General features: G+C 60.2%; 19 protein-coding genes. 14 read left to right on the forward strand and 5 right to left on the reverse strand.

The window, feature by feature from the left end; translation table 11 throughout:
* Positions 1 to 151 precede the first annotated feature (151 nt).
* From NZ746_11480 to NZ746_11505, 6 genes are all read left to right on the forward strand, one after another.
* Complete coding sequence (locus NZ746_11480) at positions 152 to 3,994, forward strand: carboxypeptidase-like regulatory domain-containing protein (protein ID MCS6817975.1); 3,843 nt, start codon at positions 152 to 154, stop codon at positions 3,992 to 3,994.
* A 118-nt stretch (positions 3,995 to 4,112) separates the two neighbouring features.
* Positions 4,113 to 5,714: a S41 family peptidase gene (locus NZ746_11485; GenBank protein MCS6817976.1), complete on the forward strand. Its 1,602-nt coding sequence runs from the start codon at positions 4,113 to 4,115 to the stop codon at positions 5,712 to 5,714.
* Positions 5,715 to 5,963: 249 nt separating this feature from the next.
* On the forward strand, positions 5,964 to 6,203 hold the full coding sequence (locus tag NZ746_11490) for a hypothetical protein (GenBank protein MCS6817977.1): 240 nt from the start codon (positions 5,964 to 5,966) through the stop codon (positions 6,201 to 6,203).
* 81 nt (positions 6,204 to 6,284) lie between these two features.
* Positions 6,285 to 6,668: a hypothetical protein gene (locus NZ746_11495; GenBank protein ID MCS6817978.1), complete on the forward strand. Its 384-nt coding sequence runs from the start codon at positions 6,285 to 6,287 to the stop codon at positions 6,666 to 6,668.
* A 115-nt stretch (positions 6,669 to 6,783) separates the two neighbouring features.
* Positions 6,784 to 7,197 carry a hypothetical protein gene (locus tag NZ746_11500; GenBank protein ID MCS6817979.1) on the forward strand — a complete coding sequence of 138 codons (414 nt, stop codon included), beginning with the start codon at positions 6,784 to 6,786 and terminating at the stop codon, positions 7,195 to 7,197.
* Positions 7,198 to 7,339: 142 nt separating this feature from the next.
* Complete coding sequence (locus NZ746_11505) at positions 7,340 to 8,695, forward strand: DUF1015 domain-containing protein (GenBank protein MCS6817980.1); 1,356 nt, start codon at positions 7,340 to 7,342, stop codon at positions 8,693 to 8,695.
* A gap of 39 nt (positions 8,696 to 8,734) precedes the next feature.
* On the opposite strand, the gene NZ746_11510 is transcribed toward NZ746_11505, so the two are convergent.
* The gene (locus NZ746_11510) at positions 8,735 to 9,190 is read right to left on the reverse strand and encodes a hypothetical protein (protein MCS6817981.1); all 456 of its coding nucleotides are present in this window, start codon (positions 9,188 to 9,190) and stop codon (positions 8,735 to 8,737) included.
* A 12-nt stretch (positions 9,191 to 9,202) separates the two neighbouring features.
* Entirely contained in the window at positions 9,203 to 11,935 is a 2,733-nt protein-coding gene (locus NZ746_11515; GenBank protein MCS6817982.1) for a TonB-dependent receptor, read from the reverse strand.
* 564 nt (positions 11,936 to 12,499) lie between these two features.
* Here NZ746_11515 and NZ746_11520 point away from each other — a divergent pair.
* The 6 genes from NZ746_11520 to NZ746_11545 all read left to right on the forward strand — a co-directional run bounded on the left by NZ746_11520 (position 12,500) and on the right by NZ746_11545 (position 19,506).
* Positions 12,500 to 13,411 carry a sulfotransferase gene (locus NZ746_11520; protein MCS6817983.1) on the forward strand — a complete coding sequence of 304 codons (912 nt, stop codon included), beginning with the start codon at positions 12,500 to 12,502 and terminating at the stop codon, positions 13,409 to 13,411.
* Between the two features lie 165 nt (positions 13,412 to 13,576).
* Positions 13,577 to 14,965 carry a S41 family peptidase gene (locus tag NZ746_11525; protein MCS6817984.1) on the forward strand — a complete coding sequence of 463 codons (1,389 nt, stop codon included), beginning with the start codon at positions 13,577 to 13,579 and terminating at the stop codon, positions 14,963 to 14,965.
* Positions 14,966 to 14,969: 4 nt separating this feature from the next.
* Positions 14,970 to 15,722: a hypothetical protein gene (locus NZ746_11530; protein ID MCS6817985.1), complete on the forward strand. Its 753-nt coding sequence runs from the start codon at positions 14,970 to 14,972 to the stop codon at positions 15,720 to 15,722.
* A 46-nt stretch (positions 15,723 to 15,768) separates the two neighbouring features.
* Positions 15,769 to 18,021 carry a protein-disulfide reductase DsbD family protein gene (locus NZ746_11535; protein ID MCS6817986.1) on the forward strand — a complete coding sequence of 751 codons (2,253 nt, stop codon included), beginning with the start codon at positions 15,769 to 15,771 and terminating at the stop codon, positions 18,019 to 18,021.
* Positions 18,022 to 18,087: 66 nt separating this feature from the next.
* Positions 18,088 to 19,263: a pyridoxal phosphate-dependent aminotransferase gene (locus NZ746_11540; protein MCS6817987.1), complete on the forward strand. Its 1,176-nt coding sequence runs from the start codon at positions 18,088 to 18,090 to the stop codon at positions 19,261 to 19,263.
* Between the two features lie 30 nt (positions 19,264 to 19,293).
* On the forward strand, positions 19,294 to 19,506 hold the full coding sequence (locus NZ746_11545) for a hypothetical protein (protein ID MCS6817988.1): 213 nt from the start codon (positions 19,294 to 19,296) through the stop codon (positions 19,504 to 19,506).
* A gap of 4 nt (positions 19,507 to 19,510) precedes the next feature.
* Here the strand turns inward: NZ746_11545 and NZ746_11550 are convergent, their stop codons facing one another.
* Positions 19,511 to 20,311, reverse strand: a complete 801-nt coding sequence (locus NZ746_11550) for a 5'-nucleotidase C-terminal domain-containing protein (GenBank protein MCS6817989.1) — start codon at positions 20,309 to 20,311, stop codon at positions 19,511 to 19,513.
* An 80-nt stretch (positions 20,312 to 20,391) separates the two neighbouring features.
* On the opposite strand from NZ746_11550, the gene aroE reads away from it, so the two are divergent.
* Together aroE and thrB are read left to right on the forward strand one after the other, a co-directional pair.
* Positions 20,392 to 21,936 (forward strand): shikimate dehydrogenase, encoded by a 1,545-nt coding sequence (gene aroE / locus NZ746_11555; GenBank protein MCS6817990.1) that lies wholly within the window; start codon positions 20,392 to 20,394, stop codon positions 21,934 to 21,936.
* Positions 21,937 to 21,967: 31 nt separating this feature from the next.
* Positions 21,968 to 22,897, forward strand: a complete 930-nt coding sequence (gene thrB / locus NZ746_11560) for a homoserine kinase (GenBank protein MCS6817991.1) — start codon at positions 21,968 to 21,970, stop codon at positions 22,895 to 22,897.
* 9 nt (positions 22,898 to 22,906) lie between these two features.
* Here the strand turns inward: thrB and NZ746_11565 are convergent, their stop codons facing one another.
* Together NZ746_11565 and NZ746_11570 are read right to left on the reverse strand one after the other, a co-directional pair.
* Entirely contained in the window at positions 22,907 to 24,313 is a 1,407-nt protein-coding gene (locus NZ746_11565; GenBank protein ID MCS6817992.1) for a response regulator, read from the reverse strand.
* Between the two features lie 48 nt (positions 24,314 to 24,361).
* Positions 24,362 to 25,807: ATP-binding protein (locus NZ746_11570; GenBank protein ID MCS6817993.1), on the reverse strand; the 1,446-nt coding region annotated here is incomplete at its 5' end.

Below are 25,807 nucleotides of genomic sequence, written 5' to 3' on the forward strand. Positions count from 1 at the left end.
ATTTCCGCTGCGGAAGGACGCGGAAGGCGCGTTCGCTCAAACATCGGCAGAAACAAAGGATGCGCGCGGCGACGGTTCGCGCCTCTCTGCTTGACCCGCTCCGGAAGTGGGCCTACACTTAGCGCGAAGACTGGGCGATGGGAGAAAAGCGATGAACAGGTTCCTCTTGGTGCTTCTGTTGAGTTCCTCAGCTTTCGGCGCCGGCCAGATGAGCGCAGGACGCCTCTCGGGCGTGGTCACCGATTCGCGAGGAGCGGTCATCCCCGGCGCTACGGTCATCGCTGTGCGAGCTAACGCCGAACCAATCCTGACCTCCACTAACGAAGCCGGGCGATACACGTTCACCAGCTTGATTCCCGGTCGCTATACGCTCACAGTGGAAATGCGGGGATTCAAACGCGCGACCGTGAGCGATATTCTCATCGAGGTCGGCAGCGCGGTCGTACGCGATGTCGTGCTCGAACCGGGCGAGCTCACCGAAGAGATCACGGTCACGGCGGAGAGCCAACCCGTCGTGGAGATAGGCAAAGGGCCCTCACTGGGCGACGTCGTAGATGCACGCCGATTGCTCGATCTTCCATTGAACGGACGGAACCCGCTCGATCTCATCCAATTGCAAGCCGGAGTCGTCGGCAGCAATGTCTCCGGAACACGCACCACTTCGAACAACATTCGCGTAGATGGGATTCAAGCGCAAGACAATTTCATCCAGGAGCCGATCAATGTTTCTATGATCCCGCTCTCGGTGGATGACGTCGCTGAGTTTCGCGTGACAATATCGCCGGTGGATGTGGAGTACGGGCGCGGAGCCGGAGCGCAGGTGGATGTCATCACCCCTTCGGGGACGAACGAGCTTCACGGCAGTCTCTTCGAGTTTCATCGCAATACAGTGCTGAATGCCAACAGTTTCTTCAATAACGCCATTCCACGTCGTGCTGATGGTTCCGAGGTCGCCCCGCGCGATGTCCTGTTGCGCCATCAGTTCGGCTTTCGTGTGAGCGGACCGATTCGCAAAAACCGCACGTTCTTCTTCGGCGCCTACGAAGGGCTGCGGGAGAGCACGGGGCAGACCGTGACGCGCGTGGTCCTGACCGAGCCAGCGCGACGCGGCCTCTTTCGATATTTCCCGAACGTTCCCAACGGACATGCAGCGAGTGCGAATCCGACGGTGGATTTTCAAGGGAATCCTCGACCGCCAGCTGGAATGACGCTCGCCGACCTGCGTGCGCTCGATCTCTTCTCATTGGACGTGCGCCGCGCGCAGCCGGATCAAACGGGATTGATCCGACGGTTGTTGGAGGCGATTCCCCTGCCGAACGACTTCACTGTCGGCGATGGGTTGAATACGGCGGGCTATACCTTCTTCGCACCGATTCGTACGGTCTCGGATCAGTTCACCCTTCGCATTGATCATGTGTTCACGGATCGGCATCGTTTGTATGGCGTCTATCGCTTCCAAGATTTCGCTATTCGTGGCGTGATCGCGCCGGGCGAAGGGTTGCAAACCTTCCCGGGATTGGGCGTGGGAGGGCAGACATTCCGCGCACAGAGCTTCTCGGGCACGCTCATTTCAGCCTTCACGCCGACCTTCATCAACGAATTCCGCGCGGGATTTCAACGCACGCCGATTCGCTTCGTGCCGCCCGAAGAAGGAGGATTGGCGGCCTTGGGCGCACGCTTGCCTCGATTACAAGGTGTGCCTGTGTCTCTGGTATTCGGAGCCTTCAGCAATCCGATCAACAATTTCGAGCAGCAGCAACGCGTCACTCCGGTCTATCAGTATACCGACACGGTGACGTGGATTCGCGGTAACCATGAGTTCCGCGGCGGCATCGAAGTACGGTTCATCCAGGCGAATTCGCGGGATACGGCAGGCGTGCGTCCCGTCGTGAGCTTGGGGGAAGCGCCAGCCAGTCAAGTGCCGCTGCCCCGCGAGGTGAATCCGAATAATGCCGCTTTGGCGCGCGCCATTCTATATGACCTCACCGGTTCGATCGCGCGCGTCGAGCAACAATATCGCACACCGGATGGGCGCACGCTCCTTCCGTTCCAAGCCGAGCACTTCGGCTTCCGCCATCGGCAGGTGAATCTCTTCTTCGGCGATTCGTGGCGGCTGCGGCGCACGCTGACCCTCATCTACGGGGTGCGGTACGAATATAACACCGTGCCATTTGAGGTGAACGGCTTGCTGGTGCAACCGACGCTTGGACCTGGGCACACGCGCTTCGCGGCGGCGCTCGGCATCTCCCATCGCACGGGCACGTGGGTCGATCTCTTTCAGCCCTCAGCGCCGGTGACCGACCCTCGCGCCATCGGCCCCGTCGGATTCGAGCTGGTGGGGCCAGGGCGGCCAAATCCGCTCTTTGGCGATGATCGGAATAATGTGGCTCCGGCATTCGGCTTAGCATGGAGTCCGCGCACGCGGCTGTGGGGCTTGCGCCATTTGCTCGGGCGCGAGACGCAGAGCGTACTGCGCGGGGGATATTACATCGGATACGAGGCCTTTCCGCTCGTCCTCTTCGCTCAATTCAGCCGTTTCAATCCTGGGATTTCGACCTCGGCCTTTCTCGTCCCAGCGGCGACGGCCGAAGCCGTGAGCCGATTGGACAATCCAATAGGCCTCACCTTGCCCGTGCCTTTGAGCGATACCCGCGCGCTGCGGCCGCCGGATTTTCAGCGACGCGATAGCGGGTTCTTCATAGATGAGAACATGCGCTCCCCCTACGTCCAGACGTGGAACCTCTCCTGGCAGCGCGAGCTGGACCGCGATACGGTCTTAGAGTTGCGCTACGTCGGCACCAAGGGGACTAAGCTCGTGCGCACGGCCAATCTCAACGAGATTAACATCATCGAGAACGGCCTGCGCGATGACTTCACTCTCTTGCGCGAGGAGCTGCTGCGCAGTGGCGATCCCATGGGATTCACCCCCTTGCGGTTTCCAAACCCCGCGGGCCCGTTGGCGCGCATCTTTCGCACGCCGGGCCGATTCCTCAACATCTTCGGCGCGCGCAATGATCTGCTGTTGGGAAATTACGTCCTCATCGCCTTCAACATTGATCGCCAGGTTTTTCAAGGCGCGCAAGGTGGATGGCTTGCGCTCGCCGGCCTTCCAGTGAACTTCATCAGCGCCAATCCGCAATTCGCCAGTGTCCTTTACATGTCGAATTTCTCTAACTCGACCTATCACGCGGCACAAATCGAGGTGCGCCGTCGCTTCGCGCGCGGGTTGCAGTTTCAGGCGAACTATACTTTCAGCCGTGCGCTTGGTGATGGGACCGATGACGGCACGGATCAATTCGCTTTCTCCTCGAATTTCCGAACGAATCGGAATCGGCGAATCGAGAAGCGGCGCTTGGTTTTCGATCGGGAGCATGTGCTCAAGGTTAATGCCATTTACGAGCTGCCGGTCGGACCTGGGCGCAAGTTCCTCGCGCGTCCAAGGGGATGGTTCGGCAAGCTGCTCGAAGGATGGCAAGTAGCGGGCATATTCCTCGTCTATTCCGGTGCGCCGCGTACGTTCAGTGCCGGTCGTTTCACGCTCTTTGGCGCTGGCGGGCTCAACGTCGTGCCCCCCAACCCGGCTCCCGGATTCGAGGTGCGTGGCTTCTCGGGGACAGTCACGCGCTTGCCCGATGGGGTCACATTCTTGCCTGGGGTGACCAATCCCTTCCAGGATCCCTTCGGGTTCAATCGCATGGTCTTGGACAAGACAGGTCGGATCATACTCCTCACTCCTGAGCCTGGAACGGCAGGCACACTCGGTGCCGGGACGTTCACCGATCCCGGCCAAGTTTATTTCGATGGCAGCCTCCTCAAACGCACGCGCGTGGCCGAACGTTGGAGCGTGGAGTTTCGAGCCGAGTTCTTCAATCTCTTCAACAACGTTAACTTCAGCGGCCCCAATCTCAACATCCAATCGCCGAGCTTCGGGCGCATCAGTGCACAAGCCAATTCGCCTCGCGTCATTCAATTCGCCCTCCGCGTGAGTTTTTGAGTGCGGCGGCGCGCGAGGTGAGGGAGGTGGGTGTCTCGTGCGCTGGCTCTGTACGAATAACGGGGGGATGTGCTACCCTTTCGGCGTGGTGAGAGAATTCGCAAAAAGGGAGCGCGCCGTGAGACGAACGTTTGGGATCGCGATCGCCTTCTTTCTCATTCTTCCCCTCACACCGCGTCGGCCGGAGGAACGCTCGCCGAACGAGCAGACGATCTTGGCCGATTTCGCAGAGGCGCTCACCATCATTGACGAGAATTACGTGGAGAAGATTGATTACGAGAGCGTGGTGAAAGCAGCAATCCTGGGAATGCTGCACACGCTCGACCCGCACTCGAATTTCTATGACAAGCGGGAATTCGCGCGATTCCGGATCGAGCAAATGAGCCAGTACTACGGCATCGGAGCGACTATTGGCGCGCGCAATGGCAAGGTGTATATCCTGGCACCTTTTGAGAACACACCGGCACATCGGGCTGGATTGCGTTACGGGGATCAAATCGTCGCCATTAATGGGGAATCCACGGAGGGATGGCCTTCCGCTCAAGTCTCTGAGCGCTTGCGTGGGCCGCGGGGAACGACGGTCGAAGTGCGCATCCTGCGTGCCGGAGAGCGGGAACCTCGTACGGTTCGCATCGTGCGCGACGCCATTCCGTTACCGAGCATCGTCAATGCGTACGTGATTCGTCCGGGGGTCGGATACATCGCCCTCTCGCGCGGATTCAATACTACGACGGATGAAGAGTTACAAAACGCGCTCGCTGAGTTGCAAGCACAAGGGGCGACTCGTCTCATCCTCGATCTCCGAAGTAATCCTGGAGGTTTTCTGGAGCAGGCTGTGCGCGTCGCTGACCGCTTTCTAGCGGCCGGTCAGTTGATCCTCACGCAGAAGAGTCGGACCGGTCGTCGTCAGGCCGAGCGGCAATACTATGCGCAGAACGGGAATCCGAATCTCATGCCTTTGGTGATCTTGGTGAATCGAGGCACAGCCTCGGCTTCGGAGATCGTGGCGGGAGCGATCCAAGAGCATGATCGTGGACTCATTGTGGGAGAGCCTACGTTCGGCAAGGCATTGGTGCAGACGATCATCCCCCTCCCGTTCGGAACGGGACTGACGTTGAGCACAGCCAAATATCTGCTGCCGAGCGGACGGTTCATTCAGCGCAGTTATCTGGGGCTCTCATATCACAGCTATTATGCTCAACGGCGAGGGGGTGAGACGCCGACTCAGCCTCAGGGACCGGGTTTTCGCACGGATACCGGCCGCGAGGTCTATGGCGGCGGCGGGATCACTCCTGACGTCGTCGTGCCGGCGGTGACGCTCACGCGCGAACAGTCAGCCCTCTTGGGGCCGATCTTCGCTTTCGCACGCGAGCTTGTGGCTGGACTCATTCCCGGGTTGGAGCGGTATCGCGTTTCCGGGATTACGTTTCGTCATATCCTCAAGCCAGGGGAATATCGCATCACTGACGAAGTGATCGAGGCGTTCAAGAAATATCTGCACGAGCACAGGAGCGAATTCCGCTTGAATCCGAAGACGGTGGACGAAAACCGCGAGTTCGTGCGGAACTACATCCGCTATGAAGTCGTCACGGCAGCCTACGGGATCGAGACGGCCGCACAAGTGCTCAACGAGATTGACCTACAGTTGCTCAAGGCCGTCGAGGTCATGCCGAGGGCTGTGGAATTGGCTGAGAGTTACCGGCAGCGGGTAGCGAAATAGTAAGAGACATGATCCGCTGGCTGTCTTCGCGGCGAGGTCTTTCGGTTCTTTGTTCATGACCTCTTCCCTCGCCGAAGTTCACTCTGTCATTGGTGCCTGTCGAACATGGGCAGATCGCCCAGCGTGTGGATCCAATGCCATAATTGCTCGAGGGAGGTCTCCGCAATGCGGGAGGAGTTCTTAGAGCTTTTGCGGACAGATCAAGCGTTTCTGGGTGAGGTGCGCTGATATGTTTTGACAGAGGAGCTATTGACGCTTCCGGTAGAGTTTGAGCGGTTGATAGGGATGGTGAGGGAAGCGGTGATCCTATTGGCGAAGCTCGCAGATGCGCAAGTGCAGTTGGAGGGGCGGGTGGGGCGGTTAGAAGAAGCGATGGCGCGGTTAGCGGAGGCGCAGGCGCGGACGGAGGAGCGCGTGGGACGGTTGGAGGAAGTCGTCGCACAGCTCGTGGAGGCGCAGGCGCGAATGGAAGAGCGAGTCGGAAGGTGAGAGGAAGTGGTAGCTCAGCTGGCTGAAGCCTAGGCACGGACGGAAGCACGCGTCGAGGAGCTCGCCAAGGCGCAAATCTCTATGCAGGAGGCCGTCCGAGCCTTGGCTCAACAGGTCGGGCGATTGAGCGAGGCAGTGGGATTCACATTGGAGGATCTGGCCAGGGAAGTGACGCCGGCGTATTTGGCACAGCATTATGGGATTCAGGTGAGGGAGTTGGAGCGACGATTTTTCACGCTAGACGGGGAAGAGGTGGAAGTTGATTTGTACGGAGAGGGATGGCGGGAAGGAGAACCAGCCGTGGTGATCGGGGAAGTGCGGAGTCAGATTTACGGACGGGATGTGGAGAGGGCTGTGCGGCGGGCGCAGGGGTTGCGACCGCAGGTGGTGGGGACGCCAGTTGTGATCTTGTTCGGGTTTGCCGTCCATCCTTGGAGGTCGCCGGGCGATTGGGGGCCATCGTGATCTCCTCCTCGGGCCGGTGATCGGATTTTAAATTTTAAAAAAGCTGTTGACGAATCGGCGGAAATCGGATAATGTAAAGCTGGCATCTGCAGCCCAAACTCGGGAGGAGGGGGCTATGAATAAAGTGAGAATTGTACTCGGCGGCCTCGTCGCCGGTGTGATCATTAACGCCATCGAGACGGTTGTTCACCGATTCCTCTTCAGGTCTCATCAGGAGCTTGGTCGAGAACCGTTGGCGATGTCCGGGGCCATTCTCATTTGGATCGTCGGGTTGGTTTTCGGCATTATGCTCGCGTGGTTGTATGCGGCGATTCGGCCTCGGTACGGGGCAGGGCCAAAGACGGCGATCCTGGCGGGATTTTATCTCTGGATTGTGGCTGGGCTTTTGGTGTGGATCGGCTTCTCGCCGCTGCTCCAGTGGGGGATGCGGTTGATGATCATCGGGATCGTGACGAATCTCGTCGCTTACATCGTCGCCGCACTGGTCGCCGGATATTTGTATAAAAAAGAGGAGGTGGCGGCCGCGTGATCGGCTGATCTTCTCGCCCTATCCGCCGGGGCGCGGACGTCCAGATCGGTTGCTCATGGACGTGAGGTAAAAAACATGCCTTAAGTTAGCCGCGCCTTATTCTTTGGACAAACCTCGGGCTCCCGTGACAAAATTAGCGGTTGTGGCAAGGGTCTATTCATTTCGAGCATGGCGATACAATCGGGAGAAAGTCGGCGACCTCGCTGCCGTCGTGACGCAGCCGTATGATAAGATCACCCCGGCGATGCAGGAGCGATACTATGAGCGGAGCCCGTATAATTTCGTCCGGTTGATTCTTGGGAAGAAATTCCCCGGGGACACGGAGGCGAATAACGTCTACACGCGAGCGCGCGAGGAGCTGCTTCGGTGGGTGCGCCAAGGAGTGCTCGTCGAGGATCGGGCCCCGGCGATCTACGTATATGTCCAGCGGTATCGCGTTTCGCCGGATGAGCCGGTGAAGATGAGGAAGGGATTTTTAGCGCTTGGACAGCTCGAGGATTTCGGACGAGGGGTCATCTTCCCGCATGAGCGCACGTTACGGGGACCGAAAGAGGATCGCTTGCGGTTACTTCGCACCGTGCGCGCTCACCTGGAGCCGATCTTCGTGCTCTATGATGATCCGGCGTTTGAGGTTCTTGCTGTCTTAGATCAGTACACCGCGGAACCGCCGGAGGTCGCAGTCACAGACGAGTATGGCGTCGAGCACTGGCTGTGGCCGGTATACGCCCCTGGGGCTAGTGAGGCGATCCAGCAACTGATGGCGCCACGACCGTTAGTGATCGCTGACGGTCATCATCGGTATGAGACGGCCTTGATCTATCGCGATGAGCAACGCGCCCACGCGGGGCGAGTGGATGAGCAGCAACCTTACGAGCGCATGCTCATGGCTTTTTTCAACCTGCGAGACGAGGGGCTGACGATCTTGCCGACGCATCGGTTGATCGTCAACTTGGAAGCATTCGATTCGCACAGATTTCTCAGCGTCGTCGCACGCCATTTTGAGGTGGCGAGTTTGCCTTTGGGGGACTTCTCGGCGGAGACGCTTGCTCGCGTGCGAGCACGCCTGGCGGAAGAGGGGAAGCGGCGGATGACCTTCGGCCTGATGTTCGCCGGAAGTGCGGCGTTTTATCTTCTCGGATTTCGACCGACGGCGGAGACGGAGGCGTACTGCGAAGGGATGACTCCGCTTGAGCGGACGCTGGATACGGCTGTGTTACATCGCGTGCTGATCGAGCACGGGCTTGGCATGAGCGAAGAAGCGATTCAGAGCGAACAACACCTTGTTTACGTCCGGGAATTCGAGGAGAGCGCGCGAGCCGTTTGGGAGGGGCGTGCCCAACTCGGCTTCTTCCTGAATCCGACGCGCGTGGAGCAGGTTTATGAGATGGCGCTCTCGGGGCGTCTCATGCCGCAAAAATCCACGGATTTTTATCCAAAGCTTCTCTCTGGGCTCGTCTTCTATCCGCTTGAGAAGCTTCCGTTCACTGAGACGGAGTAGGACGGCTCGCTCGGCGAGCACCTGAAGCGCACGACTTGTTCAGCGATCCAAGGGGACAGGCGTCAGCGGAACGTCCCAATGTGCTTCCAACAACTCGAAGCGTCGCCGCTCTTCGGCTTGGAACCGCTCTTGGTCCGGGAAGAGGCGACGGAGCAATTCCTCGCGTCCCGATTGGTCAATGACGGCGTTCCAGTTTCTGTAGACGATCACAGTCATGAAGTGCCAATCCGCTCGTCCCTCCCCGTGGAACGTCGGTTGATAGGCTTCGACCCGCAAGATGCGCCCTTGCTCTTGCTCGGCTTTGAGGAGCGGCCAATGGTTCTTTTTGAAGAGCCGCAGGAACTCATCGTAATATCCCCACTTGACCTTGTAATAGTAAGCGACGGCATAAGGTTGTTCCGTCGGCTTTTGTGGGGCGGCGTGAGGCGAAGTGAGCATGAGAAGAAAGGAGAAGGCGAGTGTGAGCAGCCATTGGCGAATCGAGGGACGCAGCATGGGACTCCTCCATCAAAAGGTGTATTGGTAGCGCAGGAAGAGACTGCGCCCGGGAGCGTCTAATCCCCAACTGATTCCCCGGTAGTTGCGATCCGTCAAATTCTCCACTTCGGCGATGAGCCGGTGATTTTCGCCGAGGTGGACTCCCAAGCGCACATTGAAGACCACGTAGCCAGGGATCGCGCGAAAGAGAGGCGCGCTTTCGACGCCCGGGCCGAGAACCCGATTTTGAATCTGTGTCAGCGTCTCGCCTGTTGGAATTAGGACGTCGTCCGCTGTGCCTAGGCGACCATCAGGACCGGGGCCGACGAGTCCGCGCACCGTCGCCCCATTGCGGAAAAAGTTGGCGATGCTCGTGCGCGAGCGCGTGGCTCCGGTGCGCCGATCTTCAAGAGCGAGCGTGGAGAGCCGCGTGTGACGAGCCGCGGCGTGAAGGTACGGCTCGATCCAAAAGCGACGCGTAGGCATGTATCGGAGCCGGAGCCATCCGTCTGGCGCCGGGAAGCTCGCTTCGATATTCGGGGGCCGACCAGTGCGCCGATCCTTCGCGGCAATGTGCGTATGTACGAGGTCGAGGGACCAACGTTCGGAGAACTCGACGGTCCACGTCTGCTCGATCCCCCAGAAACGTGCGTTGCCGAAGTTAGCGCGCACAAGAACGGGTGCCGAGGAAGCAGCGACAAAGACAACCCCATTCGGAAGCTGCGCGACGATGGGCTCGCCACCGAGCGAGAGGCCGACGGCTCCCGGTGGCAGAATCAACGCTTGTTTGGCGATCAAGTTCGAGACATCGTTCAAGAAGAGCGTGAGTTCGCCCCGCACTCGAGCGCGTCGGTAGCGCACGCCCAGCTCATAGCTGGAGCTGAGTTCGGGCTTGAGAGGAGCAACCGGGCGTCCTGTCGAAACGGCCGTGCGATCCGCTGTTGAGCCGACGAATCCTCCCAGCGCAGCGATGTCACGAGCAGCGGCTTCGAAGCCCGAGCCCGTGAGTCCAAGTGTGCCGAGATCGGTCAGGCTCGGCGCGCGAAAGCCGCGGCTGAGGTGAAAAGAAGCGCTGAGGTGATCGCCCAGGGGCACGAGAAGGCCAATCCGTCCGCTCACATTGGAGACACGGAGTGCATCGCTCGGCCAAAGTGGACGTCCTGCAACGATCGGAGCATATTCAGCGCGAGAACGATAGTCGGCGCCGCTGTACCGCAAGCCGCCGATCAGCTTCACGGATCCTCGTCGGGGTTCAAAGACATCGAGGACGTAGATTCCCCAATTCTGATATCGGGCGCGGTCCGGCACACGAGGCCGCCGCAGTGTCACGCGCGACGTGACTGGGTCCACGCCGAAGGCCGGCGCGCGGATGCGCTCGTGATAGGCTTCCCCGCCCAGGCGGAGATAGTGTCCGCGCCAGAGCCGCTCAGCTCGGGCTTGCACCCCATGAACGCGCATCTTCTCATATTCGTGCACGATGGTGGCACGCGGATTCCCATTGCCCCCTTGGTTCACGCGTTCTTCGCGCTGCGCATTGAAGGAGTACGACAGGGAGAAGTGATCGAAACCCGCAAATGCCTGGCGATCATAACGAGCGTAGAAGAAGTCGAGCATGAGATTGCGCAGGTCGGCGATGAGGTTGCCATCACCGCCGAGGAGTTGGTCGAAGCGTTTCCCCCCATCTTGTTGCCCGCGTTGATAATGGAACCGGAAGGCGTGTCCAGAAGATGGAGCCCACAACAAGCTCGCGCTTCCTCCATATTGGGTGAAGCCGGTGTCCGGCAGGCGGGGACCGTAAAGCACGCTCGAGGGAAGGCCCAAAAAGCGCGTCACCGCTGAATGGGAATCCACGCCACGTCCTGGCCGGAGAGTGTTCACACGCCGTCCCACCGCGTTGAGGACAAGGCCGAGCGTAGGCGTCCCAATGCTTGCGCGGAAGTTCGATCCCGTGCTCCAGTCCGCGGTATTCAAGGTCGTCGCCCAACTCCCGTGCCATTCGACCTTGCGGAGTGCAAGAGGAGGCGGCCACGTCAAAAGTTGGAAGCTTCCACCCAGGGCATCGCTTCCATAATCGGCACTCCGCGGCCCGCGCAGGACTTCGATGGTCTCCACGTGCGTGGGGTCCAATAGGCTGAGGAATGTATGGATGCCCGAGCGCATGGCGGAAGTCGAGTAGCGAACGCCATCCACGTAGACGTTGACCTTATCGCCGCCAAGCCCTCGGATGAAGATCCCCGCGATCGTGGGGCTCGTCCGTTGTAGGTGCACCCCAACTTCTTCGTTCACAGCCTGCGCCAGGACGGCTTTCGCACGTGCGAGAATCTGATCGGAGGTGATGACGCTCACAGGTTGAACGGCGCGGTTCGCTTCCTCGACGAATCCACCTTCTCCGGTCACAGTCACCTCTTCCACAATTGGGGCAGTGTCGAGCGTCACCCGAAGGTAAACATCGTCGGCGACTGCGAGTCGAATGGGGAGACGGTGTTCGACGAACCCTTGCGCATGGACGACCAACTCGTAAACCCCGCGTGGCAACTGAGCGAACGTGAACTCACCAGCTTCGTTTGACACTGTGCTCGCCATCGTACGTTGCGCCTGCCGGAGAAAGACCTGCGCGCCAGAGACGCGCGCTCCTGTAGCGTCAGTCACGATCCCGCGAATCCTCCCCCGGGACTCGGCCAATGCGCGCTCTGACGCCACGCCCAGTACAATCATTCCCGCGAGCAACGCTCCTATCCCAATGTCCCCCAAGTGTCTTCTCATATCTCGTGCCTAGTCCAGGCAGATTTTGAGGAACGACCTGTTATTTTACGGTCTCCTTGCTCACTATGCCAAGGATCAGGATGCTCAACGGCGCGTGCTCACTTGGCTTTCACGATTAATGCGGGAAGCTGCGATTTTTTTAAAGCTCGACGATTCTGCACGCTAGATATACCCACAGCCTGTAACCGCTGCTCGATCTCAGAACGTTTCAAAGAGATGGCGAGGACGAGCGATATGGCGTGGAGGTGCGAGATTGTGAAGATCTTCGGTCAGGAAGACCGTTTGAGAAGGGTGGTTTCTCACATGAGCTGGTGTCGGGGACGCGCGTCAGAAGGAGAGGGGTGGGAGACGCTGCCCGAGTGGATCTCGTCGTCGGGATTAGAGGTCAAGCAATGCCGTTTCGGGGGAGAGCATTGGCCGGTCTGGAAGAGGTGAGCCCAACGGAGGTCGCAGACCGGCCAAGGGTGAGGCACGGCTATTATAGCGGGTTTCGTAGGGAAACCGCTATGGTGGAATAGCGAGGGCCTCCCAGCTCATCCCCCGATTGTTTTCCCATCTACGGGGATGAGCCCTTTCTTTCGCGTCCAACCGGTGATCATCATGGGGATGCATCGGTCGGGAACGACCCTTTTGGCACGGCTCCTGAGTCGGCTCGGCCTCTTCCTCGGTCATCATGTAGAGAGTCACCATGAGGCTGTCTTCTTCTTGCACCTGAACGAAGTCATCCTCAGGCAAGCCCGGGCCTCTTGGGATCGTCCCGATCCAATCCGCGATTTCCTGCAGAACCCGGAGATCATGCGGATGACGCTCCGTTGCGTGGAACGCGATCTCCTCTCGTGGCGAAGCGCCCGTTATCTGGGATGGCGAAATCTCCTGCATTATCGCTCCTTAGCTCGCTTTGATCGGCCATGGGGATGGAAAGACCCTCGCAACGTCCTCACGCTGCCGTTGTGGGCGGAGCTATTCCCCGGGGCGAAAATCATTTACATCGTGCGCCACGGGGTGGACGTGGCGCAAAGCTTAGTGGTCCGGGAGCAGCAATACCTGAATTGGCAGCGGGTCCGATTCCGCGAACGATTTCATCGCCCCAGTCTTCGGACGCATCTGGAGCGCGTGGGCTTTCGGGGCTCGACGCGTTGTCTGACGCTCGCGGGGGCATTCGCTCTATGGGCGAGCTATATGGCCCATGCCGCATGGGCGCTCGCCCATGTCTCCAACGAACGCATGATCATTCGATATGAGGACTTCGTGCGGGAGCCGCTTTCCTTCCTTGGCACGCTCGCCGATTTCTGCGGGCTGCCGAACGTTCGGCGATGGGAGATTGAGGAGGCCTCGCGTGAGGTGGAAGCGCGGCGAGCCTATGCCTTCATTTCTGATCCAGCGCTTGTGGCGTTCTTCCGCCGTGTGCGCACGAATGCCTGGATGGAGCATTACGGCTATTCGGAGGCCGTGCTGCCGTCCCGCATCCTGGTGTGATGTGCTCCAATTGATGGGAGAAGGCGGGGGAGGCGTCAAGTCGCTCTTCACTTTAGAATCCCTTGCCCGAATGGGAGTCCCTGGACGAAAATAGAAGGCGCAGTGCGCGGAGCGAGAAGGGGGTGTGATGGAGGTTGAAGAAGAAGGGTTGAAGAAGAAGGAACGATGAGGCGAAGCGTCACGTGGGGAGGCATCGTCGGGCTTTTGTTCACCTTGGTGTGGCTACCGGGGGACAGTCTCTCCCTCTCCCGAGGTGCGACTCATTCTCCCGCTGAAGCAGGAGTGCGCAAGGCTGCTGTTGCAGGATCTCTCGAGGAGGAGAAGCGCGAGACTCGAGAGCTCTATCAACGGACGTTTGAGATCGTCTGGGGTCGAGTGAAGGAGAAATATTACGATCCGACATTCGGAGGGGTGGATTGGGACGCCGTCGGGCAGCGATATCGAACGCGGTTGGAGGGGATTCGTGCGGAATCGGAACTTTATGCGCTATTGCAACAGATGCTCGGGGAGCTGCGACGCTCGCATTTTCACATCTATCCTCCTGGAACGTTCGTCGAGGAAGGGGATCCGTCGGAGAAGCAGGGAAGCGTAGGTCTCGACGTGCGGGTTCTCGGACGTCAGGTTGTCATCACGCGCGTGCGCGCGGGGTCCTCGGCCGAGCGGGCCGGGCTGCGACCGGGATTCGTCCTTCGGCGAGTCGAAGATCGGGAGGTGGATCAACTGGTACGGCGGCTCTCAGCAGGATGGGAACCCATCTCGCGAAGGCGCATGCGAGTCGCTCGAGCAGTGCTCGCCGCTTTGGAGGGAGAACCGGGGACGTGGGTGCGCGTGCGATATTGGGACGCGCAGAATCGGATCCGCGAGACGCGCCTACAGCGAGAGCGGATTGCTGGAGAGTGGTCCGAGCGCTTCGGAAATTTCCCTCCGGCGCCCATCGAATTCGAGGCGAAGCGCCTGGGGGGGAGCGTCGGATATATTCGCTTCAACATCTTCGTCGTCGGCCTAATGGAACGAATCCGCGCGGCGATTCGGGAGTTGTCCTCGACGCCAGCGCTCATCTTCGATCTGCGGGGAAATCCCGGAGGGATGGGGGGGATGGCGGCCGGCGTGGCCGGGATGCTTTGCGCGCAGCAGACGAGCTTGGGGACGATGAAACTGCGCTCCGGACATTTAAATCTCGCTGTCTTCCCTCAGCCGAATCCTTACACGGGGATCGTCGTCATTTTGATTGACGCGCATACGGGCTCAACGGCGGAGATCTTCGCCGCTGGGTTGCAGGAATTGGGACGCGCTATTGTCGTGGGCGAGCGGAGCGCGGGTGCGGCGCTGCCCTCGCTGTTCGAGCGTTTGCCAACAGGAGCGCTCTTTCAATACGCCATCGCTGACTTTCAAACGCCGAAGGGGGTCTTGATCGAGGGGCGTGGCGTGATCCCAGATGTTGAAGTTCGACTCACGCGACGCGCCCTGCTGGAGGGGAGAGATCCTCAGCTCGAGATGGCTCTTGGCGAGATCGCGCGCCGCCTCGCTATGCAGAAAATCGAGAAAGGAGGCTGAAGCAATGAGACACCGATGGGGCGTGGTCTTCGTGTTGTGCGGCGTCTTATCTTCGTGGGGATGGGCTGGGCAGGAGAAGCCTTCGCAAGCCGTCCCGGTTGAGGTGACGGTCGAGCAGGTGCTTGAACGGTACGTTCAAGCGTGTGGGGGGAAAGAAGCTCTGGAGAAAGTGACGAGTCAAGTTTCTCGTGGGACGGTGGAGATTCCTGCCGTTGGTGTGCGGGGGACATTCGAGTCTTATGCTCAAGCGCCCAACAAGATCGTGATCAGCATCGAGTTGCCGGGATTGGGGGTGATTCAGGAAGGTTTCGATGGCACTGTGGCATGGGCGAAAGATCCGTTCACGGGCGTTCGGGAGAAGGGTGGGCGAGAACTTTCGGCGATGCGACGGGATGCCGATTTCTACAAGCCGCTTCGGTTGAAAGAGCTGTATTCGAAGATCACGCTGAAGGGGAGAGAGACGATGGGCGGAAGCGAGGTGTATGTGCTCGAGGCAACACCGGCAGAGGGGAGTCCCGAGCGGTGGTATTTCGATGTCGCAACCGGATTGCTCAAACGGATAGACACGGAGCGCGAAGGGCCGCAGGGAAGGATCCCAATGGAGATGTACCTCGAGGATTACCGTGAGGTCAATGGCCTTCGGATACCCTTCACGGTGCGACAAGTTTCTTCGGCGTTCTCCTTGATCCTCCGGACCGAGGAGGTGAAGTTCAATGTCCCGATCGAGGGGAGCAAGTTTGCGAAGCCAGCATCGTGATGAGCTTCTCAGTGACGTGACCATCCTCAGGGAGGGCGTGTCGGCGATGAAAAGGAGAGAGATCTTCGGCCTCAGTCTGATGCTCGTAGCGCTCGCGTTTATCGCTTCGGCGCAGATCCATCAAGGGCGGCGTATCGTGACGCCGCGTCTTGTGGCGGATGTCGCTACTGTGCAGCCTGGGCGAGCGTTCACCGTTGGTCTGTATTTTCAGATCGAGCCCGGATGGCACATCTACTGGGAGAACTCGGGAGATGCTGGGCTGCCGATTCGCGTCGCGTGGGCTCTTCCTGAAGGGTTCCGTGTCTCACCGCTGCGATGGCCGACGCCCCGGCGCTATACGGAATCGGGGGGGATGACGGCGTTCGGGTATCAAGATGAAGCGATGGTCTTGGCGACGGTGACCCCACCGGCTTCACTTCCGGGGGAGTCGGTCGTGTTGGAGGCGACGGCGAATTGGCTCGTGTGCAAGGAAGTGTGCCTCCCCGGCACAGCGAAGTTGCAGCTCACATTGCCCATTGGGCGAGTGGAGCCGAGTGCTGAGGCGGAGCTGATCGCGCGCTTCGAACGCGCGGTCCCGCAGCCGATGGATCGGAGTCCGATCCGCGTCGTCAAAGTGGAGTGGGTGCCTCAAGACGCACGTCGGGGGACGTTGCGCCTTGAGCTGGTGGGGCAAGCCGCGGCACAAGAGTTCTTTCCGCGACGTTTGAAAGGCGCGACGATTCAACATGGGGGGGTGCGGGTCTCCGGACGTTCGATCCTCATCCCCATGGAGCTGGAAGCTGAGCAGGCGCTTGGCAATGCGATCAGTGGCGTCGTGGTGACGGAGCGCGGGGCATATGAGCTGCGCGCGGCGCTCGGATCCGTGTTCGTTCCAATCGCTTCTGAACGTGTTGAGTCCGCAAAGCCTACTCCTGCCGAGAGCGTGACGCGCGACGAGACGAGCGAGCCCGAGGTCGTACCAGATGGAAGCGCTGCGGGCGGGACCAATTGGTTGAGCCTGCCGTTCCGCGTGAGGGGACAGGAGGAACGCTCGCATTCGCTGGCGATGATCCTGCTGTTAGCGCTACTTGGCGGGATCATCCTCAACATCACGCCCTGCGTGTTGCCCGTTCTCTCGATTAAGATCCTGGGATTCGTCCATCAAGCGGGAGAGGATCATCGGCGTGTGCGCCTAATGGGGATGAGCTTCGCTGCTGGCGTGCTCGTCTCGCTGTGGGCGTTGGCACTTATTGTGATTGCTCTTCGAGCGACGGGCGAACAAGTGGGATGGGGCTTTCAGTTCCAGTCTCCGACGTTCGTCGTCGCCATCAGCACGGTGGTCTTCATCTTCGCGCTCAATCTCCTCGGCGTCTTCGAATTCCGAAGTCCGAGCGTGCGAACGCGGTGGTTGGAGAAACCGGGTCTGGTGGGCGCATTCTTCAACGGCGTCCTGGCGACGACGTTGGCGACGCCCTGTACGGCGCCCTTTTTGGGCACAGCAGTAGGATTCGCCTTCGCGCAGCCGGGGCGCATTATTGTACTCGTCTTCACGGCGATCGCCGTGGGATTGGCGCTTCCCTATGTCGTGCTCTCGTGGCATCCGCAGTGGTTGCGGTTCGTCCCCCGACCTGGGATGTGGATGGTCCGCTTCAAGCAAGCGATGGGCTTTTTGCTGCTGGGAGCGTTGCTCTGGCTGTTGGATGTGTTGGGGAGTCAACTGGGCGTGGAAGCCGTCATTTGGACGAGCGTCTTTCTTCTCTTTGTGGCCATCGCCGCGTGGATGATTGGGCAATTAGAACCCCATGTCTCAGTGCGGCGGCGATGGGGAACGTGGGGTCTCGCGGCAGCGCTCGTCATCGGCGGTTATGTCTGGGCGTTTGAGAAAGAGCTGCAGTGGCGAGAAGCGCGCGCGCTGGCGTCCGAAGAATCAGCGACAGCGTCGGCTGAGGAGATCGAATGGAAGCCATTCTCGCTGGCCGATATCGAGCGACGCGTGCGGCGCGGGGAGACGGTCTTCATTGATTTCACCGCCGATTGGTGCTGGAACTGTAAGGTGAATGAGCGAACGGTTCTGCACTCGGAAGCTGTTCGCCGAAAGATGCGCGAGTTGCGCGTGACGGCCATTCGGGCCGATTGGACGAATCGAAATCCGGAGATCACGCAGATGCTCAACAAATTCGGCCGATCGGGGGTGCCCTTCTATGTGATCTTCCCGGCCGGCCGATTGACCGAACCGATCACGTTGCCGGAACTTTTGACGCCCGGATTGGTAATTCGGGCGCTTGAAGAAGCCGGACCGAGCCGGGTCGCCGGAGGGTAACTCGGCGACGGGACGATCTCCGATGGCTGAACGCAGTCATCGGTCCTTCTGACGAGGAGGGAGCGTATGCGACTGGCAGCACGCATGGCGCGTTTAGGGACGGAGACAGCTTTCGATGTCCTGGTCCGCGCTCGCGAACTAGAGCGGCAGGGGCGAGAGATCATCCACCTGGAGTTGGGCGAACCGGATTTTCTCACTCCGGAGCCCATTATTGAAGCGGCCTATCGCGCCTTGAAAGACGGATGGACGAAGTACGGTCCTTCGGCGGGACTCCTGCCGTTGCGCGAGGCGATTGCGGACGAGGTCTCACGACGACGCGGTATTTCCGTCACCCCAGATCAGGTCGTCGTCACGCCGGGAGCGAAACCCATCATTTTCTTCTCGATCCTCGCCCTCATAGATGAAGGCGATGAGGTGATCTATCCGAATCCTGGATTCCCGATCTATGAGTCGATGATCAACTACGTGGGGGGAGTGCCCGTGCCGATCCCCCTTCGCGAAGAACGCGATTTCGCCCTCGATGTGGAAGAGCTGATCAGCAAGATCACGCCGCGGACTCGGATGATCATCTTGAATTCCCCCCACAATCCGACCGGGGGCGTGCTCGGATACGACGACCTGAAAGCCATTGCGGAAGCCGTTGTGGATCGAGACCTCATGATCCTGTCGGACGAGATCTACAGTCGCATCGTCTTCGAGAGCGAGCACGTGAGCATCGCGCAATTTCCGGGGATGTTGGAGAAGACGATCATCCTCGATGGCTTCTCCAAAGCGTATGCGATGACGGGATGGCGATTGGGCTACGGGGTCATGCGGGCGGATTTGGCGGCGCAGATCGCGAAGTTGCAAACGAATTCGACGTCCTGTACAGCCTCGTTCGTGCAGATAGCGGGCATCGAAGCGTTGCGGGGCGATCAAACGCCCGTCGCTGAGATGGTCGCCGAATTTCGGCGTCGGCGAGATCGCATCGTGGAGGGATTGAACGCCATCGAAGGCTTCTCCTGCCGAATGCCGAAGGGCGCGTTTTACGTCTTCCCCAATATCACGCGGACGGGATGGACGTCGAAAGCGCTGGCCGATTACCTGCTCGAAGAAGCGGGCGTCGCGTGCTTGGCGGGGACGGCCTTCGGGCAGCATGGGGAGGGATACATTCGCTTCTCCTACGCCAATTCCCTGGAGAATATCGAACGCGCGCTTGAACGCATCGCGCGCGCGATGGCGAAGGCGCGAGCCGCCGCATGAGGCCGGAAGATCCGGGGGAGGTGAGTCGCGGTGAAGCAGGTCTTGACCGAGTATCTCGGAAAGACGATCGAGATCCACTACGGGGGGCCTTCTGCCGTCCGAGGGATATTGGAGGAGATCGTCGATGGCGTCGCGCGATTGAAGGACGAGGAGGGGATAACCTTCTACGTTGCGCTCGATAAGATCCGCGCCTTTTGGGAAGTTCGCGAGAAGGAGAAACCGCTCGGCTTCGTCGTGAAGTGAGCGATCAGCGCTCCGGACATTCGACGCGAAATCGCTCTTCGGCAGAAGCCGCGATCGCCCGACCGGATGCCGCTTCGTGGCGAATGAAGTTGATCAGAGCGTCGCGAATCGTCATTCCGGTTGGGATGACAGTTCGCGCCGTGGCGAGCATCGCATACCCACCCCCTCCTTGATGGAGGTAGTCGGACGTCGCGAGCCGATAGATCGCGTGTGGTTCGATCGGGCGACCATCCACTGAAGCAGTTTTCAGCTCTCCTCGACATGCGACGATGTGAACACCGGAGAGGGCATCGGTGACGCGCTCGTTCCCACGGGCGACCAAATGGCGAATGAGGGCCAGAAGCGTCTCGCCGGAGATCTCCAACACGACGATCTGATTTTCGAAGGGCATGACCTCATAAATCGTCCCGAGCGTGATCTTCCCGCGCGGGATCGGGCGCCGCAAGCCGCCAGAATTTTGTAATGCAGCGTGAATGGGCTCACCAGTGATCTGCTCCGCCGTGCGCCGGATCACATCGGCCACGAAGGCCCCGAGCGATCCTCCACCGAGGCCTTTGATTAAATCCTGATCTGCTCGTCCAATGACGGTGCGCATCTCCGCGCGAAGGCGTTCCCCATAACGAGCGACCAAGTCTTTGACCGTTTTGTCCTCTCCTGCGCTCGCATCCACGCGAATGGGCGCGGGCTTGATTCGAATGTCGGCCGTCGGGGGCTGAGGGGCTTGGGCGAAGGCGCTCCAGCCCCCCACCAGCAGCAGAAGCGTTGCCGCAAGGCTCCATCGCTTTCGCCTCGTAATCTCCGACATCCGCACGTTCGACTTCTCCCGGCCCAAAGTATACCACACGATTCCTCACTCCGGAGGAGTTTTGGTATAGTGCCGAAGCTATGGCGTTGCCGATGAAGATCGTCGCCTCGGTGATGGAGTCAAGGCCGGCGCTCGCGCTCATAGAGCAAGTCAGTGCCGTCGCCGATGGGGTCGAGCTGCGCTTGGATGCGCTTGGGATTTCCCCGGCCGAGGATCTGACTTCGGTGATCGCCTCGGCCATCGGTGCGACGTCGAAGCCGATCATTCTGACCTATCGGCCGCGCGAGGAGGGAGGACAAGCTGAAGCTTCGCTCTCGGAGCGTCTGTCGTTCTGGTCGAGGGTGCTCGCGTGGACGGAACGTCGAGCGGACGTGCGAGCGCGCCTCTTCTACGATTGGGAGGTGGATTTGGCCGAAGCGTTCCTACAGCTAGCGCCTCCCGTGAGAGCGCTTCCTTGGGAGCGAGTGATCGCCTCGCACCATCGGGATGAAGCGAGGCCTGAGGCGGTCGAAGCGATGTATGCGCGCTTGAGCGCGCTGCCGGCGCGCGTGTTGAAGCTCGCCATCTTCGCCCGCGATATCGGAGACTCGCTCATTATCTTTCGCTTGCTCGAGCGCGCTCGACGGGAGGGACGAACGCTCGTGGGAATTGCGATGGGGATGGCTGGGCTCATCACGCGCATTCTGGGTGTGGCTTACGGAAGCGCCTTCACCTACGGAGCAGCAGTCGCCGGACGCGAAGCCGCTCCTGGACAGATTCCCGTCGCAGATCTGCGGACGCTCTATCGCGTCGCAGAGATCGGGCGGCAAACGATGGTCGTGGGCGTGATCGGGCATCCGATCGGCCATTCGCTCTCGCCGCTCATCCATAATACGGGATTTCAGGCGCTCAGATTGGATTTCGTCTATGTGCCGCTTGAAGTGGCGGCGCTGGATCGCTTCATGCGGGATTTCGTGCGACCGGAGACCCGACAGCTCTCATGGCCGTTGCGCGGCCTGAGCGTCACAATTCCTCATAAGGTCGCGGTGATGGAGTTCGTGGAGGACGTGGATCCCTTGGCGCGGCGTGTCGGAGCCGTGAATACGCTCGTCGTCGAGGGCGAGCGACTGCGGGGGTATAACACCGATGTCGCTGGGGGAACGGAGCCGCTTCGCGAGCGCATCGCGCTCAAGGGAGCGCGCGTGGCCATCGTCGGTGCTGGGGGAGCAGCGCGCGCCCTCGCTTACGGCGTGCGTGAATATGGCGCGCGCGTCTTGCTCTTCGGACGACGTTGGGAACGCGTTCGAGAATTGGCGGAAGAAGTTGGCGCGGACGCTCACGTCCTTGATGAATTGGCGACCTGTGCCTTCGACGTGTTGATCAATGCGACGCCTGTAGGGATGGCTGGATATCCGGAGCAAGAGGTGATCCCGGAATCCGCTCTGCGCCATCGGCCCTTGGTCTACGATCTCGTTTACAATCCCGCAGAGACGCCGCTGCTTCGTCGCGCGAGGCGTATGGGCTGTCCCGTTCTCTCAGGCGTCGAGATGTTCCTTCGCCAAGCGGCTGAACAATTTCGGCTCTGGACGGGTGCGGAGCCGCCGCTTGATGTCATGAGAGCGCGTATGTATACTGCTTTGCGTTGAACAGCCGAGCGAGTGAGAGGGATGAACGACGATGATCGAGATCAGAGTACCAGGTTCGACGTCTAATCTCGGGGCCGGATTCGATACGCTCGGGCTCGCGCTCCGCGTGTATTTGAAAGTTCGCGTGGAGAAGTTGAACGCGAGCGCGACAGCGCATCAGGTGACGGTGGAAGGTGTGGATGCATCGCTTATTCCTTCGAACGAGGAGAATCTCATCGTGCGAGCGATGCACTTTGCGGGAGAGCGAGAGGGTGTCGCTGTCCCCAAAGTCCGCCTGTGGATCGAGAATCATATTCCGGTTGCGCGCGGGCTTGGGGGAAGTGGTGCCGCCGTCGTCGCTGGACTGACGGCCTTTGAGGCGATGACCGGGCGCGTCCTCAGCGAGGAGAAGCTATTGGCCTATGCTTACGAACTCGAAGGCCATGCCGACAATGTGACGCCTTCGGTCGTCGGATCCCTCGTTTTGACCTGCCACACCGAGGATGGCAAGGTGCGATACCTGCAGGCCGAATGGCCTCGCGAATTGAAGATCGTCGCGGTCGTCCCGAACGTCCCGCTGGCCACGGAGACAGCGCGGAGCATCTTGCCGGAGCGAATTCCGCTCCAGGACGTAGTCTTCAATCTCCAGCGCGCGGCGCTCTTTTGGCCAGCTCTCGTGCATCGTCGGTTCGAGTTGGTGCGCGAGGCCATGCGCGATCGCGTGCACCAACCATATCGCCAGGGTTTGGTCCCTGGTCTGACCGAGGTCCTACAGCTCCGTGACATTGATGGTTTGGTGGGCGTGGCGTTGAGCGGAGCGGGCCCGACGGTCATTGCGATCGCATCGAGCAATTTCCAGAAGATCGCTGAAGAGCTCCAAGCTTGTTTCGAGCGGAACGGCGTGTCCACCGAGGCCCTGATCCTGGATGTGGACACGACTGGGCGCACCGTCTCTCGATCGGAGATCGAGGAGGGAATGTGACCTCACCCCTTAAGGCGCAGGGAGCGCTTCGTGCATTCTCTCGATGGGAATATTCGGCGATCGCCCTTCTTGCTCCTTCTGCGAAAGAGTTGCCGAACTTTCCTGGGGCGGGAGAGCGCCGGGGAGCGTGAAATAGAACGTGCTGCCCGCGCCGGGCTCGGATTCGACCCAAATGTGCCCGCCGTGCGCTTCGATGATACGCTTGCAAAACGCCAGGCCCATGCCGCGCCCGGGGAATTCCTCCTCGGGATGAAGTCTTTGGAAGACGTGGAAGATGCGCTCGCGGTCCTTCGCTTCGATGCCGATGCCATTGTCGCGCACGTAGAACGTGTGCGTTCCCTTGGCGGAGGGGAGGCAACCGATCTCAATACATGGGTGGGGTTTGTCGTTGAACGTGATCGCATTCAGCAGCGAGGCCAGAGGCGCCCCGAGAAGCTCGGCTTTCTCGTACCCCAGTGCCCTTGCCATATCCTCGTCGAGGTTCCGCACTTTCCCTTCGGCGTCGAGGAAGAAGGTGAAAGCCGATGGGAATGCGGATGGCGAAGCGCTCTCGATCGAGGCGACCAGGTGCGAGGATTCACGCGCATTTTCGGAGGAGCGCGACGCGCGCAACGCATGGAGCTGCTCGGAGAAGGTTTGGAGCAGGTGTTTGAATGCGCGCGACAGTTCATCCAGCTCTCGCAGGCCATAGATGCGCGTATGGGCGAGCTTTGCCGTGACGAGAGCGAGTTCGGCGGCGAAGGTCTTGAACGCCTCGAGCACTTCGGCCGTCGCGGCGTTTCGTATACCCCGGGAGTCGAAAAGCGCAGCACTCGACGCCCCCTGTTCGGAGGAGGCGAGAAGCGGCGCTCGCTTGGCCGCTTGGCGTAGAGCGCGTTCGATGAGAAGGAACGTCGGATGAACGCCGAAGAGCATGCTCAAGCACGGGCGCACGTGGCGATGAAAAGCCTCTTCCAATAGGTGGGCGATCGGCTCGGCCTCCGGAAACGCGAGGGCTTCGTCGAGCGCCGAGAGGTCAAGAGGAGGACTCTCGCGCTCGCCGCGAGGCGGTCCGTAGAGGGCACGATGAACGCGCGCGAGTAGCTCATCTCGTCTCGTCCCCTTGACGATGAAGTCCTCGGCGCCGACTTCGAGCCCGCGCAGTACATCCACAATCTGATCGCGCACGCTGTAGAGGATGACGGGGATGGCGCGGGTCGCTTCCTCCTCTTTCAGCCTCCGACACGTCTCATAGCCATCCATCTGCGGCATGTTGAGATCGAGGAGAACGAGATCTGGCTGGTTCTCGCGAGCGAGGGTAAGCGCCGATGCCCCTCCGGTCGCTGTGAGGACCTCATAGCCCGCTTGGCTGAGGAGATTCGCCGTGAGCTTCAGCTCGATCGGCGAATCATCCACAATGAGAATCCGTTTCGTCATGTCTCCTCCTTCATCGTCTCTCCCTCACGGTGCCGAAGGCTGCGCGGCTCATGCTCGGAGTGGTTCCTCGCATGATGCCGATAGGATATGTCCAACGGTCTCCAGGAGCTGTCGCGGGGTATAGGGCTTCTGCAGGATATGTGCGTCCGCCACCTGAATTCCCTTCAGACCACTCTCCTCAGGATTGTAGCCGGTGACCAGAAGGATTCGCACCATCGCGTTTCGTTCTCGGATGCGGCGGGCGGCCTCGATCCCCGTGAGCTCCGGCATCATGGCATCCAGAATGATCAGAGCGATCTCCTGTTGATGCTCCTCATACAGCTCCAGGGCCTCTCGCCCGCTGTGCGCTTTCAAGACGCGATAGCCGTTTCGGCGGAGGACCTCCTCCTCGAGATCGAGGAGTACCGGCTCATCGTCGGCAAGCAAAATGAGCTGATTCGCGCCTTGGAAGAGACGCGCTGTCGCCTCTTTCTCTTGAATCGCTGGCCGTTCGGTGATCGGCAGATAGATGTCGAAGCGACTTCCCTGGCCAGGCGTGCTTTGCACAGTGATGAATCCGCCGTGAGCGCGCACGATCCCATAGACGACCGAGAGGCCGAGGCCCGATCCGCGCCCCACCTCTTTCGTCGTGAAGAATGGTTCGAAAATGCGGGCTTGCACATCGGGGGACATCCCCACGCCCGTATCGGCGACCGAGAGGCGCAGGTATTGGCCTGGGGGCGCATCTGGAGGAAGTGGCGGTGTGCCCGGCTGCACGAGCGTCACAGACGCGCAAGAGATTGTGAGCGTCCCCCCTTCGGGCATGGCATCGCGGGCGTTCACTGCGAGATTCATGAGGACCTGTTGCAATTGGACGGGATCGGCCTCCAAGTTCCCCACATGTTCAGGGACATCCAAGCGAATCGCGATCGTCTCCGGGAGAATGCGTCGAAGCAGACCGACTGTCTCGGTGAGGAATTCCCGTGTGTCGAGGACCGCGCGATGCGCTTCCATGCGTCGGCTGAAGCTCAAGAGCTGACGGACGAGCCGCGCGCCGCGTTGACCCAACGTGAGCACGTTCTGCAGCAGCTCGGTACGCGGGTCCTTCGGCCCCAGTTCGCGCAACGCCAATTCGGTGAAGCCTAGCATCCCCGTTAGAAGATCGTTGAAGTCATGGGCGATCCCTCCCGCCAACGCACCGACGGCTTCGAGCTTCTGCGCCTGCATGAGCTGCTGCTCCAGACTTTTCTGCTCGATGATGTCCCGCACCGTCGCTCGACATCCCCGATAGCTCCCCTGCCCATCGAATTCCGCCATGATATTCATGCGCACGGGGAAGCGCGTCCCATCGCGCCGAATCATCTCCAGTTCCAACCCCTGGATCGCCTTCCCCTTCGCAAGCTGAGAGAGCGCATGCTCCAGCGTTCGGCGGCAACGCGCATCAGTCACATCAAAGAGGGTGAGCCGTCCAACGACCTCCTCCCGCCGATAGCCGAGCCATCGCAGCTCCGTCTC

The sequence above is a fragment of the Blastocatellia bacterium genome (genome assembly GCA_025055075.1).
Taxonomy (GTDB): Bacteria; Acidobacteriota; Blastocatellia; order HR10; family HR10; genus HR10.